At 73.0% G+C, this 14,884-nt stretch carries 11 protein-coding genes; 5 read left to right on the top strand and 6 right to left on the bottom strand.

From position 1 onward, the window contains the following. Window positions 1-12: 12 nt before the first annotated feature. Window positions 13-285 (bottom strand): hypothetical protein, encoded by a 273-nt coding sequence (locus AQJ84_RS32285; protein ID WP_030042699.1) that lies wholly within the window; start codon window positions 283-285, stop codon window positions 13-15. A 282-nt stretch (window positions 286-567) separates the two neighbouring features. On the opposite strand from AQJ84_RS32285, the gene AQJ84_RS32280 reads away from it, so the two are divergent. The 5 genes from AQJ84_RS32280 to AQJ84_RS32265 all read left to right on the top strand — a co-directional run bounded on the left by AQJ84_RS32280 (window position 568) and on the right by AQJ84_RS32265 (window position 5,878). After that, window positions 568-2,583 (top strand): DUF1996 domain-containing protein, encoded by a 2,016-nt coding sequence (locus AQJ84_RS32280; protein WP_053190407.1) that lies wholly within the window; start codon window positions 568-570, stop codon window positions 2,581-2,583. Window positions 2,584-2,636: 53 nt separating this feature from the next. Next, complete coding sequence (locus AQJ84_RS32275) at window positions 2,637-2,912, top strand: hypothetical protein (RefSeq protein ID WP_030042697.1); 276 nt, start codon at window positions 2,637-2,639, stop codon at window positions 2,910-2,912. A gap of 144 nt (window positions 2,913-3,056) precedes the next feature. Then, window positions 3,057-3,734, top strand: coding sequence for a class I SAM-dependent methyltransferase (locus AQJ84_RS32270; protein ID WP_030042696.1), 678 nt, complete (start codon window positions 3,057-3,059; stop codon window positions 3,732-3,734). A gap of 66 nt (window positions 3,735-3,800) precedes the next feature. Then, window positions 3,801-3,974, top strand: coding sequence for a CsbD family protein (locus AQJ84_RS41575; RefSeq protein ID WP_078632179.1), 174 nt, complete (start codon window positions 3,801-3,803; stop codon window positions 3,972-3,974). 179 nt (window positions 3,975-4,153) lie between these two features. After that, on the top strand, window positions 4,154-5,878 hold the full coding sequence (locus AQJ84_RS32265) for a hypothetical protein (protein ID WP_051870108.1): 1,725 nt from the start codon (window positions 4,154-4,156) through the stop codon (window positions 5,876-5,878). A gap of 100 nt (window positions 5,879-5,978) precedes the next feature. Here AQJ84_RS32265 and AQJ84_RS32260 read toward each other — a convergent pair whose 3' ends face one another. The 5 genes from AQJ84_RS32260 to AQJ84_RS32240 all read right to left on the bottom strand — a co-directional run bounded on the left by AQJ84_RS32260 (window position 5,979) and on the right by AQJ84_RS32240 (window position 14,856). Continuing rightward, window positions 5,979-6,620, bottom strand: a complete 642-nt coding sequence (locus tag AQJ84_RS32260) for a cutinase family protein (RefSeq protein ID WP_053190377.1) — start codon at window positions 6,618-6,620, stop codon at window positions 5,979-5,981. A gap of 150 nt (window positions 6,621-6,770) precedes the next feature. Then, the gene (locus AQJ84_RS32255; protein WP_053190376.1) at window positions 6,771-8,000 is read right to left on the bottom strand and encodes a PucR family transcriptional regulator; all 1,230 of its coding nucleotides are present in this window, start codon (window positions 7,998-8,000) and stop codon (window positions 6,771-6,773) included. Window positions 8,001-8,122: 122 nt separating this feature from the next. Then, a complete protein-coding gene (locus AQJ84_RS32250) occupies window positions 8,123-9,067 on the bottom strand; it encodes an alpha/beta hydrolase (RefSeq protein WP_030042694.1) in 945 nt (314 codons plus the stop codon). 21 nt (window positions 9,068-9,088) lie between these two features. Beyond that, entirely contained in the window at window positions 9,089-13,111 is a 4,023-nt protein-coding gene (locus AQJ84_RS32245) for a type I polyketide synthase (RefSeq protein WP_053190375.1), read from the bottom strand. Then, entirely contained in the window at window positions 13,108-14,856 is a 1,749-nt protein-coding gene (locus AQJ84_RS32240) for a fatty acyl-AMP ligase (protein ID WP_053190374.1), read from the bottom strand. Before AQJ84_RS32240 ends, AQJ84_RS32245 begins: the two co-directional genes overlap by 4 nt. Window positions 14,857-14,884: the final 28 nt, after the last annotated feature.

The following is a 14,884-nucleotide window of genomic DNA, read 5'->3' as shown; positions in this document are numbered from 1 at the left end:
CCTTCTCCACGGTCACAGCCCTCGCCGGATCCGGGTCCTGCGCCGGACCGCGACGACGCGCAGGCCCAGTGCCACGGCCAACAGCACCCAGGCCACCGCGCAGTACGCCCACGCCGTCGCGCCTCGCGCCAGGCCCACGGCGCTCCAGATCGCCCAGAGGGCGAGCACGGCGCACAGGGCGGTCCAGGCGATGTCCCCGATACGGGTGCGCAGTTGCGCGCGCTGCGTGGTGCCGGGTTCGAGATCGCCGAGGCCGGTGTTCGCTGATTCCTCTCGCAGGGGCACGGCTCGCTTCCCTTCGCTCGCAGGAGTGTGGGCTTCACGAGTACCCCCGAAGACGCCCACCGTGCCGTTACGTCCTGGTCTTCCTACGAGGTTGCTGTCAATTTCCGGGTGGATTGAACACCCCGTGTGCCGCGTCCGTATAGGGCCGGGGGATTTCCATGCCCGGACGCCCAGAAGACGCGCAGGAGTACTTCCGTGGGACACAACAGGCGCAGACGCCCGACAGGCGCACGACGTGCGACCTCCGCCGCAGTGGCACTGATGCTGGGCGGTGGGGGACTGATGGCGGTCAATGTGTACGCCTCGGCGACCGAAGGCGGTGAGCCGGATGCGGGGTCCGGCGGCGCCCGGGTCCTGGGCGCCGCGACGATCGACTGCCCGGACGTCGGTGCCCAGTTGACCACCGTCCCGGAGCAGGCACGACCTGACGTCGACAGGGAACTCGCCCTCCTCGACCAGCAGATCGCGGAGGCGTACCAGCAACTGCAGGACCCGGCCGGGAGCGGGCAGGCTCAGAACGACATCGTCAACCCGCTCCAGGAGGACCGGGCCGAGACGATCGAGCGCATCGCCGCCGCGATCGACAGCGTGGGGGACCGTCCGGAGGGACTCGACACGCTGGCCGCCTGCGTGCTGCGCGTGCCGGAGAGGCAGACCGCCGAGCAGAACGGCGAACAGACCGGTGAGCAGACCGGTGAGCAGGACCAGCAGCAGGGTGACGGCCAGGACCAGGGCGACGGCCAGGATCAGGGCGAGGACGCCCAGCAACAGGGCAACGGCGGCCAGGCAGGCAACGGCCCGGTCGCCGCCGACTACATCGACATCACCTCCGTGCAGCCCGACGCGGGTGCGGCGGCCCCGCAGCAGGGCGCCTCCACCGGCACCTTCGCCACCAGCTGCGGGGTGAACGAGAACGGCCTGTTCAACTCGGACAACGTGATCGTCGCGCCGGGCGTCTCCAACGGAGCGCACCACTTCCACGACTACATCGGCAACCAGGCCAACGACGCCTTCGCCAGCGACGACGACCTCGCCAACGCCGACACGAGCTGCGAGGACCAGGGCGACAAGTCGACGTACTACTGGCCGGTGCTGCGCCTGCAGAACGGCACGCAGGAGCAGGACGCCAACTCCCCGGGCGGTGGCATCGAGGGCAACGCCGGTGAGATCGTCACGCCGCAGGAGGTCACCCTCACCTTCGAGGGCAGTCCGCGTGGCGAGGTCACTGCCATGCCGCGGCTGCTGCGCATCATCACCGGCGACGCCAAGGCGTTCGTCAACGGCACCGCCAACGCCAACGCGTCCTGGAGCTGCACCGGGTTCGAGGACCGGCAGCTGAAGGACCGGTACCCGCTGTGCCCGCAGGGCAGTGACGTGGTGCGCACCTTCAAGTTCCAGAGCTGCTGGGACGGACGCAACATCGACAGCGCCAACCACCGTACCCACGTGGCGTTCGCGCAGGCGGACGGCGCCTGCCCGGCCGGATTCAAGGCCATTCCGCAGCTGGTGCAGCGCATCGTCTACGACGTCGACGCGCCGAGCCTCCAGGACGGCGGCCGGACGACCCCGCTCTTCGCGGTGGACTCCTTCCCCGAGCAGTTGCACAAGCCCGTCACCGACCACGGCGACTTCATCAACGTCTTCGACGAGGACCTGATGGGGGAGATGGTCGACTGCATCAACGACGGTCGCCAGTGCGGCGTCGGCGCGCAGGATCCCGGCAACGGTGAGGACCCGCAGGAGGACCCGCAGGAGGAGCCGACCGAGGAGCCGACCGACGAGCCGACCGAGCAGCCCTCCGACGAGCCGACCGAGCAGCCGACGGCGACCCCCGCCCCCTCGGACGGAGGCAACGGCGGGAACAACGACACCGGCAACGGCGGCAACGACAACGGCGGCAACAACGACGACAACGGCAACGACAACGGCAACGACAACGGCAACGACAACGGCGAGGCGAAGCCCGAGGAGGAGCCGACCACCGCACCCGCCGAGGACAAGCCTGACAAGCCCGACGAGCCCAAGGTCTACGCCACGCCCACGCCCGCACAGAGCGACTCCGCCCCCCTCCCCGAGGCATGGTCGAACGACCTGGAGAGCCAGGCGGACGCCGGTGCCTCCGACAGCCCGACCACGGGAGCCGTGGCGCAGCCCCCGGCCGGCGCCGGGACCGAGCCGCAGACGGCCGGTGGATCACTGGCCGACACCGGCGCCCAGCTGTGGCCAGCGGCCGCCGGCGCGATGCTCCTGATCTCCGGCTTCGTACTGCTGCGGCGCGCCAGGCGCAGTGCCGTGTAGGCCCGTCCGGCTCGACGCGCGGAAAGGCGGTCCCGTGCCTACGATCACTTCACGTGGGACACGCATTCGAAGAGCTCGTGGAGAAGCAGCGCGCGGCGGACCAGGCGCACCATCGGGTCGATGACCTGCGCCACGCATACGGGCCGCCCGCCGAGCACAAGTGGTCCAAGAAGCAGACCACCACGTACGAGACCGCCTGGCGTGCCTGGCGTGACCTCGATCGCGACATTCGTTCCGCGATGGCCGAATACGCGAAGGAGCAGCATCGGCCGCGCCAGGAGGTGGAGACGGACGTGAAGACGGCCGTGGGCCGCACCGCGGCCGAGTAAGGGGCCGGCGGCCCGGAGCAGGGACTCCGGGACGCCGGACCGGAAGTCGGCGGCGCCGGAGTGACAGCCGGTACGGCGAACCTGATTTTGCCGTACCGGCAACTCCCTTTGCCTGTCGCTTCGGCCGGGCGCAGGCTGGGCGGCATGACTCACACCCACCCGCCCCACCCCACGACCCAGCCGACCGAGGCCGCGGACTTCTGGGAGGCCCGCTACCGGGACAGCGACCGCGTCTGGAGCGGACGCCCCAATCCGCTCCTGGTACGGGAGGCGAGCGACCTGACACCGGGTGCCGCCCTGGACCTCGGCTGTGGCGAGGGAGCCGACGCTGTGTGGCTGGCCGCGCGCGGCTGGCAGGTCACCGGCGTCGACATCTCACCCACGGCTCTGGAACGCGCCGCCGCCCACGCCGCCGAGGCCGGGGTGGGCGACCGCACGACATGGGAGCGGCACGAGCTGGGCGCGACGTTCCCCCAGGGCTCCTTCGACCTGGTCAACGCCCAGTTCCTGCAGTCCCCGGTGCCCCTGGCCCGGGAGCGGGTCCTGCGGCAGGCCGCCGACGCGGTCGTCGCAGGCGGCACGCTGCTGATCGTCATGCACGGTGGCTGGCCGTCGTGGCAGAGCGAACCGCCCTTCGAGGCCGACTTCCCCACGTTGGAGGGCACGCTCGCCGAGCTCGCGCTGCCGGAGGCGGACTGGAGTGTGGAGACCATGGCGGCGGTGCGCAAGGAGTGCGTCTCCCCCCAGGGGGCCGTGGGCTTCCGCGAGGACAACGTGTGGCGGCTGCGGCGCCACCGGGGCCGGGACCAGGTCCGCGTTTGAGAATCGGGAGGGCGGCTACCCGCAGTCGTGTCAGGCGCAGTCACACGCGGCTTGGAGTGGTGGAACGTGTCCGGGAACCAGAAGTCCAAGGGCAAGATGGAGCAGGCCAAGGGCAAGGCCAAGGAAACGGTCGGTCGCGTGCTCGGGAACGAGCGGATGACCGCCGAGGGCCGGACCGAGCAGTCGAAGGGTGACGCCCGGCAGGCCAAGGAGAAGATGAAGGACGTTTTCAAGCGCTGAGAAGCGCCTACGGGTCTGAGGCGTCGAAAGCCGAACATAGCCAGACCCCCAGCGGGACCCCCGTTCTGTGCACGGGGGTCCCGCTGGCTGCTGTTCCCCCATGACAAAGCCATCGCGAGCTGCTGCGTTCCCGTGAGCACCACCTGAGCGCGGAGCGTTCACGGCCCTACCGTCCGGCTATGAATCTGAGTCGCAGCAGAGAGAAAACGTGGCGCACCGCCGCGGCGGCGGTGCTGCTGTCCGCGGCAGCACTCACCGCCGTCACACCGGGCGAGGCACGGGCGGGCACCGAGCGGACCGAGACGCCTGTCGCGTCGACGTCCCCCGTGGCCGGGGTGACCGAGTCGCTGGTGCGGGTCAAGGTGCCGCTGCCCGCGTCCGCCGGGGCGCGTCCGGCGGCGTGCGACTGGCTGTCGTACCTGCGCTACCGCGCCTCCGACGGACCCGCGGCCTCGGCCGACGCCGACCGGATCCTGGTCGCCCAGCCGGGCATCCTGGAGGGCGCCGGGGCATTCGACAGCGTCGCCCGCAACACCGTGGCGCGCGCCGCCGAACAGGGCAGCCACATCGAGTTCTGGGCCCTCGACAGACGGTCCAACTGCCTGGAGGACCGCACCGGCATCGCCTCCGGCGACCAGCACGCGGCCGTCGACTACTACTACCGGGGCAAGCAGGTCCAGGGCCGGACCTTCGCCGGGTACGTCACCAACGACCGCCTCGGCTGGATGGCCAGGCTCGGCATCGAGCAGACCGTCCGTGACCAGTACGACCTGCTCGCCGCCGAACTGCCCGACCAGAGGCTGCGCAAGCAGAAGGTGCTGTGCGGCGGTCACTCGCTGGGCGGCGTGATCACCGGTTACTTCGCGGCCGCCGACTTCGACGGCGACCGCACCACGAAGGCGGACGCCGGTTTCAACCAGTGCGCCGGCTACTTCGCCCTGGACACCACCGTCTCCACCTCGCTGGCCGACCTCAGCGGCAGCATCCCGGACGACACCAACCTGCCCGACCTCGGCCTCGGCTACCTGGGGACACAGGCCGGCCTCGACACGGGGGTGCTGCCCCGCTCGCTGTCCGCCCCGGTGCTGCTCAACCCGGAGACGATGACCCTGCTCGCCATCGCCGGGATGGGCGCGGTCGCCGATCCCGACCGCGAGGCCGACCTGCCGGACTACCTGCCCGCCGGCGTCAACATCGACGCCACCAACCGCTTCCTGTTCTCCAAGGACACCGCCACCTTCCTCTCCGGCTCACCCTCGGTGAAGGACTTCCGGCTCACCAACGCGGCGGTGCTGGGAGCGCTGATGGACGACCAGTCCGTACCGCTCGCGTTCCTGCAGAGCAGCGTCGGCTTCTTCGACGGCGGGCCGGTCGTCGACAAGAACTTCCCCGCCGCCAACGGCAGTGAGGAGCAGCCGGGGCTCTTCGGCACCGAGTACAAGGCCATCCCGGACCGCCCCGACGGGCCGCTGTACACCTGGCGCAACTACGACCGTGTCGGCGACGCCGACGACCCCGGATACCGGTCCGCGGACGGCACGCCGTTCACCGGTGCCGGCAAGGAGGTCACCGACATCCGGGAGCTCGCCCGCAGCCTGGCGCAGCAGCCGCTGGACTTCACGGAGCAGTACTTCCCGACCAAGCTGGTCTCCGACATCCAGTTCGCCACGTCACCGCAGGTGAAGCGGCTCGTCGTACACCCGGAGGGGCTCACCGCCAACCCGACGCTGACGGTCCTCGCGGGTGACGGGCTGCTGGCGGGCCGGGTCCCGCCCGAGCTGAACGCCGTGATCGCCGACGGCTACCAGCATCTCGACGTGCTGACCGCGGCGCCCGAGCAGAACGACGGCCGCCCCGAGCCCGTCTCCACCCACCTGGGTCGTTTCGCCCGCAACCCCGTCTAGGACCACCCGCACAGCCGTGGGCCCGGGAGGAATCCTCCCGGGCCCACGGTCATTCGGCTCCGGCTTCGCGTCTCAGGTTCGTGCGGCTCCGACTCCCCGGTCAGACCTTGCCGGCGGCGAAGGTGGCTGCCGCGTCGGCGTTGGCGGTGTAGCCGAGGTGCGCGCCCACGTCGCCCCCGCCGTTCTCGCAGACCGGGTCGCCCTTCGCGCAGAAGTCGATGGTGCGGCTCTGGTAGGTGCCGGTGACGCTCTTGCCGATGGCCCGGATCGGGTTGCCGAACAGGAGCACGGCGGCGACCCTCGGTTCGAGGGCGGCCGGGATGGTGGCCACGATGGGGCTGCCGACCACCGCGCCCGCGCTGCTGATGCCGATGGAGTTGTCGACGACGTTCGCGCCCTGGGAATACCCCACCAGAATGAAGCGCTGGTTCGGGCAGGCGGCGGCCTGGCTCTTGACGTGGTTCACCAGATCCGTGTTTCCCTGGGCGGCGGAGGTCAGGGAAAGGTCCGCGGGATAGTTCACCTTGTAGCTGGACAGGGTTTTGCCCGTGATTTTCTTCTGCAGTGCGGAATACACCGGGTCGCCGACGATGAAGCCGAGCGTGCCCGGCTCGAAGGTGCCGCGGGCCGCCACGACGTCGAGGTCGGTGCAGGCGGCGGCAGTTGCCGTGGGTGCGGTGAGGGTGGCCAGTGAGGCCCCGCCGACGAGTGAGAGCGCGGCGAGGCACAAGCGGATACGCATGGGGGAATCCTCTGTGTGCGGGGCGCGGGGAGCGCCTGCGAAAAGGAACGGTCCCGAACGTATTCGCTTTTCCTGCCGAGTGTTATGCAGAGGATTATGGAATTGCCTCGGATTTTTGCGCCCGTATGAGCATCCCTTTCGAAGATGATTTTATCGATCGTCGGCCGACTGCTCCCGCAGTGCCTCCGCGCGCAACGCGAGCACGAGGTCGAGCCTGGTGTCCGGATCGTGCAGGGCGTCCCCGAAGAGCTTCTCCAGCTGCCTGAGGCGGTAGCGGACCGTCTGGGGGTGGATGTGGAGCCGGGCGGCGACGTCGGGGACGTTGCTGCCGCTGAGCAGCCACGCCAGCAGGGTCTCGGCGAGCCGGGGGCGCTGCCCCGCCGAGACCGTGTCGAGCGGCGCCAGGGCCCGCGCCTGCAACTGGGCGAGCAGCGGCTCGTCGCCGTACAGCAGCAGCGTCGACAGGTGGTCGGCGCAGCGCACCACACCCTGCCTGGGCAGGATCCCGCGGCCCATCAGGCCCAGGGCCCGGGTGGCCCAGCGCAGCGAGCGCCCCGCCTCGGTGACCGCCACGGTCGGGCCGACCGCGGCCGGGCGGCCGCGCAACGCGAGCGCGAAGGCCCGGCCGCCGAAACGACCGGACCCGTCCGGATCGGGCACCAGCATGCGCGGTGGTCGCGACTCCATGTCCACCAGCGCGCCCGCGGCGGCCAGTGGCCGCTCCTCGGCCCGCTGGTCGGGGCCGGCCGCCAGGGCCACGACCGCGACCTGCCGAGGCACCGGCCACCGGGCCCCGTGTGCGAGATCCTGTACGGCCTCCAGGGGCACCGGCCCCTCGCCCAGCAGCAGGTCGAGCAGGCGTCTGCGACGCCGTTCCAGCTCGTCGCCGCTGTGCGAGCGGGCCTCCGCGTAACCGGCCGCCGCCGCCTCCGCGACCTCGTGCACGGTCTGGAAGGCGAGTTCGCCCAGGGCCGCGACGACCGCCGAGTCCAGCCCGACCTCTTCCGCCGTACGCCCCAGCTGCCGCCAGGCGTACAGCCCTCCGATGCGCAGCGCCGACTGGAGAGCGTCCAGGCTGCGCCCCTCCAGGGCCTCGCCGCGCCCGAGTTCGTAGTACGTCGCGGCGATCGCGTCGCCCCGGCCGCGTGGGTCGGCGATGTGGTCGACGAACAGCGTCAACGCCTGCACCACCCCGGCCCTGAGATGGCGTCCGTAGTCCCCGTCGCCCGGGCGGGCGTACTCGGGAACCTGTCTGCGGACCTGCTCCTCCACCTCGTCGGCGACGGTTTCGAGGTCGGCGCGCAGCAGATCGGCCAGATCCGGTGGTACCGGCGGGGCTCCGGGGCCGGCCGGCACACCGCGCGGGGCGGGGAAGGCCATCGCGGACACTCCTTTCACCCGGAAGCGGCTCGCCCGTGGGCTGATGCCCGTGGGGCGAGTGGGACGTCCTATGTTGGACGAACGGTCCCTGCGCTCCGTTCCGTGCCCGGCCGGCTCCGACATCACTCGGGCAGACCCAGTGCACGGGCGAGCATCGGCCACGACGCGGCGAACTCCCCCTTCCAGTAGGCCCAGTCGTGGCCCCCTCCCGAGTAGAAGTGCGTGGTGACCGGCACGCCCAGGCGGGCGAGCGTGTTCGTGAAGCTGTGCGCGGAGGGCCACAGAGCGCTCTCCAGCGCCCCGGGCAGCGGGTCACCGCTCCCGCCGCCCAGTCCACTGCCGTTGGAGACGTACAGGGCGCTGCCGCGCAACCCCTCCGCGCGGGCCCGCGGGTTGAAGTCGCGCCAGGTGAGGAGTTGGAGGATCGGGTTCCCCCAGAGGGAGTGGAAGGACAGGTTCTCGCGGGCCACGATCGCGTCCATGATGGTCGGCACGCCGGGCGCGGTGGTGTCGAGGATGCCGCTGTAGGAGGCCGCGGCGGCGAACGCCCTCGGGTGCCGGGCGGCGTGCGCCATGGCCCCGTACCCGCCGGTGGAGACCCCGGCGACGGCCCGCACGCCGGACGCCCGGTACCTGCCGCGCAGCAGCGCCGGCACCTCCGTCACCTGGAAGGTCTCGTAGTCCGGCCCGTCGCGCCAGGCGGTGGGAATGCCGGTGGGACCCGCCTCCGGCATCGCCACGATCAGGTCCCGGCCCTCGGTGAAGGCCTCGATGTCGGTCTCCCGGGTCCAGGACGTGTAGTCGTCGTGGGCACCGTGCAGCAGGTACAGCACGGGATACGTCCGCGTCGGCTGCGTGTCGAACCCCGACGGCAGGATGAGCCGCACCACCCCGCTGCGGCCCAGCGCGGCGGAGTTCACGGACACGTCCAGGGTGCGCGGCCCGATCCGGGTCGCGGCCCCGGCCCGGCCGGTGGCGGCCCCGGTGCCGAACAGGACGGCCAAACCGGCGACGGCGGCCGCCTTGGCGACGGTACGCCGGGGCAGTTCGGTGGGGCGGTCGGACATGGCGGCTCCTCGGGTCTCGGTTCAGTGGGTCCGCTCGGCCGCTTCGGCGGCGTGCGCCGGCCCGCCGAGCAGCCGCCGCAGATGGGCGGCGATCTCGTCGACGTGCGGCGGATCGAGCAGCGACAGATGGTGTCCGCGCACCGGCACGACCTCCAGGCGCGGGCACACCTCGTCCCAGCCCAGCGCCTCGTCGTCCCGCTCGTACGCCGGGTCGCGCACGGTGTGCGGCGCGGGCTCGGTCGCCCGGTACAGGACCACCCGCCCGTCGTGGGTGCCCGGGCGGTGGGCCTCGCCGGCCCGCAGGTCCAGGTAGGAGGCCCGCTGATGCTCCAGCGCCGCCGCCGGCACGTCGACGGCCTCGCGCACCGCCCGCAGCACGGCGTCGATCCGGTCGCCGTCGTCGTCCGTCGCCACGAGCTCGTCGTAGGGCAGCTCCAGCCGGGCACCGTAGGTGTCGGCGACGTGCTGGGCGAAGCCCGTGAGGTGGGCGCGGATCCGCTCGGCGTCGGTGTGACCGGGCCGGGGGAGGGGCCGTACGGAGTCGATGAGCACCACCAGCTCCACGACCCGCCCGGCAGCGGTCAACTGCCGCGCGGTCTCCTGCGCGACGAACCCGCCGAAGGACCAGCCGCCCAGCAGACACGGTCCGTCGGGATGGGCGGCGGCGACGGCCTGCGCGTACCGGCGTGCCTTCTCCGTGACCGTTCGCGCTTCCTCCACCCGCTCCAGCCCGTACACCGGCCGGTCGTCGCCCAGCCGTTCGGCCAGGGTCCGGTAGACGTCGCCGGACCCGCCGGCGGCATGCACGAGGAAGAGCGGGGGCCCGGAACCGGCGTCGCGCAGGAGCCGCAAGGGGGATGCCCCGTCCACCGCCTGCCGGATCCGCTCGGCCGCCTCCCCGACGGTGGCGGTACCGAGCAGGTCACGCAGTGGCAGCTCGATCCCGAACTCGCGCTCCACGGCCGTACGGATGCGCACGGCCATCAGGGAGTCCAGCCCGAGGTCCGCCCAGGCCGCGTGCGGTGTGATCCGGGCCGCGGGGTGCCCGGTGACGGCGGCGATCTGCCGGCGGAGCCGGTCGAGCGCGGAGAGGGGACCGTCCTCAGCGGCGGGCACGGGAACGTCCGCCGGGGGAGCACCGACGGCCGCCGCGTCCCTCGGCACGGACCTGTCGCCCCGCACGCCGTCCGTCCACCAGTGCCGTGTGTGCCGCCAGCGTGGCGTGGGGACGTCGACGACACGGCCCGGCGGCGGTGGCAGGGGCAGCCCGGCCGCGTACAGGGCGCCGAGCTGCCGTACGAACCCGGCCGAACCGTCGGCGTCCCGGCGCAGGGTGGGGACGGTGCGGGCGTCGGGCACGGTGTCGACGACGGCCCGCGTCAGGACCGGATGCGGTGAGATCTCCACGAAGGTGGTGTGACCGTCGGCGGCGGCCGCCGCGAGTGCCCGGTCCAGCCGGACGGGCCGCCGCAGGTTGGCCGCCCAGTGCGCGGCGTCGAACGCGCGGTCCCCGCGGGGGTCGTCCAGCACCGTGGAGTACACCGGCACCCGGGGCGGCCGTGGCGCGAGCCCGGTCAACGCCTCGGTGAGCTCCGGCAACAGCGCGTCCACCTGCGGCGAGTGTCCGGCGCCGACCACCCGCATGGCCCGCGCGGCCCGGCCCTGTTCCTCGAGCCGGCGCACGAGCCGCGCCACCTCCGTCTCGTCGCCGGTCACCACCTTCTGCCGCGGCGAGGAGTGCACGGCGACGTGCACGCCCGGCAACTCGCCGCGCAACGCGTCCAGTTCACCGTCGTCCAGGTCGACGACCGCCATCGCCCCGCCGTTCAGCCGGCTCAGCAGCCGGGCCCGTACGGCGATCACGCGGGCGGCGTCCGGAACGTCCAGGGCGCCCGCGCACACGGCGGCGGCCACCTCACCCATGGAGTGCCCGATCACCGCGGCGGGTTCGACACCGTGGGAACGCCACAGCTCGGCCAGCGCCACCTGGAGCCCGAACAGGACGGGCTGGGCGACCTCCAGAAGGTCCAAGCCCTCACCGGACGCCAGTTGCTCGTACAGGGACAGACCGCACTCCGCCGCCAACTGGGGATCGAGCTTCTCGACGGCGGCCGCGAACGCCGGCTCCTCCGCGAGCAGCCGCCGGCCCATGCCGGCCCACTGGCTGCCGTACCCGGAGAACACCCACACCGGCCCGCGCCGGACGGCACCGCCCTCGCCCGTCACGACCCGCGCATCGGGGCGGCCCGTCGCCAACGCGCCCAGGGCGTCGGCGAGTTCGGACCGGTCACCGGCCGCGACGGCGGCGCGTACCGGCCCGCGACGGGTGCGACCGGCGAGTGTGCGCGCCACGTCCGCGAGGCGCGCGGTGCCGCCCTCGCCGGTGCGCAGCCAGTCGGCGAGCCGTCCCGCGGTGTCACGGAGGCGTTCGGAGTCGGTGTCGGAGAGCGGGTAGAGGCGGGCGGCGGGCTCCTCGCCCGCGCCCGGCGGCAGCGTCGCGGGCTGCCATTCCTCCAGTACGGCATGGGCGTTGGTGCCGCCGAACCCGAAGCCGGAGACTCCGGCGGTGGCCGTGCCGCCGTAGCGCGGCCACGGCTCGGGCTCGGTCACCACCCGCAGGCGTGCCTCGCCCAGGGAACCGCCGTCCGCGCAGTGCAGGGAGGACGGTATGCGGTCGTGGTGCAGGGCGAGGACCGTCTTGACCAGACCGGCGATGCCGGCCGCGGACTCCAGGTGGCCGAGGTTGCCCTTGACCGAGCCCAGCAGTAGCGGCTGGTCGGGGTCGCGTCCCGCACCGAGCACGGCATCGAGCGCGCCCGCCTCGATCGGGTCGCCGAGCGGGGTGCCGGTGCCGTGCGCCTCGACGTAGTCGACGTCCGCGGGGTCGAGCCCCGCCCGGGCGTACGCGCTTTTCAGCACGGCCTGCTGGGCGGCGGGGTTGGGTGCCATCAGACCGCCCGAGCGGCCGTCCGAGTTGACGGCGGTGGCCCGGATGACCGCCAGCACCCGGTCGCCGTCCCGCTCGGCGTCCGACAGCCGCTTCAGCAGCACCGCCGCGCAGCCCTCGCCGCGGCCGATGCCGTCGGCCGCCGCCGAGAACGGCTTGCACCGCCCGTCCGGCGCCAGCGCCCCCGCCCGTCCGAACGCGACACCGACGGTGGGGGACAGGAGCAGGTTGACCCCGGCGGCGATCGCCGTGTCGCTCTCGCCCGTCCGCAGGCTGACGCAGGCCTGGTGCACGGCCACCAGCGAGGACGAACAGGCCGTGTCCACGGCCACACTCGGCCCGTGGGTGTCCAGGACGTACGACAACCTCCCCGCCGCGACACTCAGTGCCGCACCGGCAGGCGCCCATGGATCGACGGCGGCCGGGTCGGCCCCGGTGAGCTGCCCGTACTCCGGCACGGAGATGCCGACGAAGACACCGGTGGCGGTGCCCGCCAGGGACGCGGCGGGGACGGCGGCGTGGTCCAGCGCCTCGTGGACGACCTCCAGGAGGATCCGCTGCTGCGGGTCCATCACCGCCGCCTCCCGCGGGGTGACGTGGAAGAAGTCGGCGTCGAACCCGGCGATGTCGTCGAGGTAGCCGCCGTACGGGGGCGCGTCGGCGGGCGGGAACGCCGTGAAGTCACGCCACCGGTCCTCCGGAACCCGCCGGATCGCGTCGACGCCCTCGCTCAGCAGCCGCCAGTACCCGTCCGGCCCGTGCACCCCGCCGGGCAGCCGGCAGCCGACCCCGATGACGGCGACCGGCTCACTGTGCGACGTCACCACGGGCACGGGGAGGGAGGCGACCTCCTCCGTGTCGCCGCACAGCCGGGCCACCAGCGCGTCGCCGGTCGGCGTCTCCCACACCAGCGTGGCGGGCAGTTCGCGGCCCAGGGCGTACGAGAGCTCCCCGGCCAGCGCGACCGCGTCCCGTGAGGACATGCCGAGGTCCGCGAGCGGCCGGTCCATCGGGACGTCCTGGGGCGCCATGTCGTTCCAGGCGGCCACCCGCTCGGTGATCAGCCGCCGCAGCGCCGCCTCGCCGACGGCCGTCATCCCGCGGCCCTCGACGACGTGACGGGGGGTGCGTAGGCGCCCTCCAGGTAGCGGGCCCGGGTGAGGGCACGCGACACCTTGCCGCTGGACGTGCGGGGCACGGTCCCCGGTGCCACGACCACGACGTCGGCCACCCGCAGCCCGTGCCGCACGGAGACGGCCGTCCGCACCGTCCGCACCAGCTCCGGTACGTCGATCTCGCCGAGGCTGGTGCCGCGCGCGTGCTCGGCCACCACCACGACCCGTTCGACCGACGTACCGGGAACCGCGAACGCGGCGAGCCGGTCGCGGCGCACCGCCGGATGCGCGTCCTGGGCCGTGGCCTCCACGTCCTGCGGGTAGTGGTTGCGGCCGTCGACGACGATGAGGTCCTTCAGCCGGCCGGTGACCACCAGCTGTCCCTCCAGCACGGTCCCGAGGTCACCGGTGCGCAGCCAGCCGCCCGTGCCGTCCGCCGGATCACCGAAGACGTCCCGGGTCTCCGCCTCCCGGTTCCGGTATCCGCGGCCCACGTTGGGCCCCTGCACGCGGATCTCACCGACCTCCCCTTCGGACAGGACGACACCCGTGACGGGGTCGGCGATCCGCACGTGCTGGCCCGCCGGCGTGCCGCAGCCGGCCAGCAGCACGGCCCGGGGGTCGTCGGGCCGCGCGGGCAGCGCCTTCCCGGCGGCCAGGGCGTCCCGGTCCAGGGCGAACCGCCGCAACGGCTCGCCGGGCCGGGCGGCACTGACGAAGACCGTCGCCTCGGCGAGTCCGTACGAGGGGCAGTGGCTCTCCGCCTTCAGGCCCTGGTCCGCGAAGGCGGCGTGGAACCGGTCGACGGTGCCGGGGCGTACCGGCTCGCTGCCGTTGATCAGAGCGGCGACGTCGTCCAGCCGCAGCTGCGCCTTCTGCTCGGCCGTGACGGCGGAGGCGCAGTAGTCGTAGGCGAAGTTGGGCGCGGCGGTGAGCGCCCGCGGGTGCGCGGCGAGCAGCCGCAGCCAGCGGACCGGCTGGTGCAGGAACGCCGTCGGGTCCATGAGCACCGACAGCAGCCCCCGCGCGACGGGGGCGGCCACGCTCAGCACCAGCCCCATGTCGTGGTAGAGCGGCAGCCAACCCACGCAGGTCACCGGATGCGTGTCGGCGCCGTAGGCGGACAACGCCTGCCAGGCGTTGGCGACGACGTTGCCGTGCGTGATCTCCACGCCGGCCGGCGCCCGGGTGGACCCGGAGGTGTACTGCAGATAGGCGACCGCCCCGGGGTCGACGGCGACCGGCCGCCACAGCTCGGCGGCGGCGTCGGGTACCTCGTCGGCGCAGACCAGGCGCACGGACCGGCCCGCACAGAACTCCCGTACGCTGTCCAGTTCGCGACCGGTCGTCACGACGACAGTGGGGGAGGCGTCGGTCAGGACACCCGCGAGCCGGTCGGCATGCCCCGGCAGTCCCGGCGGGTAGAGCGGCACGGCGACCATTCCGGCCGTGAGCGCGGCTAGGAATCCGGTGACGTACTCGATGCCCTGCGGGCACAGCAGCGCGACCCGTGACCCCGGCGTGGTCTCCTCGGAGAGCCGGGCGGCCAGTGCCCTGACCCGCAGGTCCAGACGTCGCCAGGTGAGGGTCCGGTGGACGCCCCTGGAGTGCGGGGCGGGGTGATCGACGAAGGTGAACGCCCGTCGGTCGGGGGCGACTTGGGCCCAGTGCCGCAGGTACTCCGGCAGGGTCCGGCACGCGGGCGCGAGCGGGGGGCGGCGGTCCATCAGGGGTGGCTCCTCACGTCGCGGAGTT

It is taken from the genome of Streptomyces resistomycificus, from assembly GCF_001514265.1.
GTDB classification, from domain to species: domain Bacteria; phylum Actinomycetota; class Actinomycetes; order Streptomycetales; family Streptomycetaceae; genus Streptomyces; species Streptomyces resistomycificus.
The sequence above is the reverse complement of the archived record's forward strand: the minus strand, read 5'-3'. Positions and strand labels throughout refer to the sequence as shown.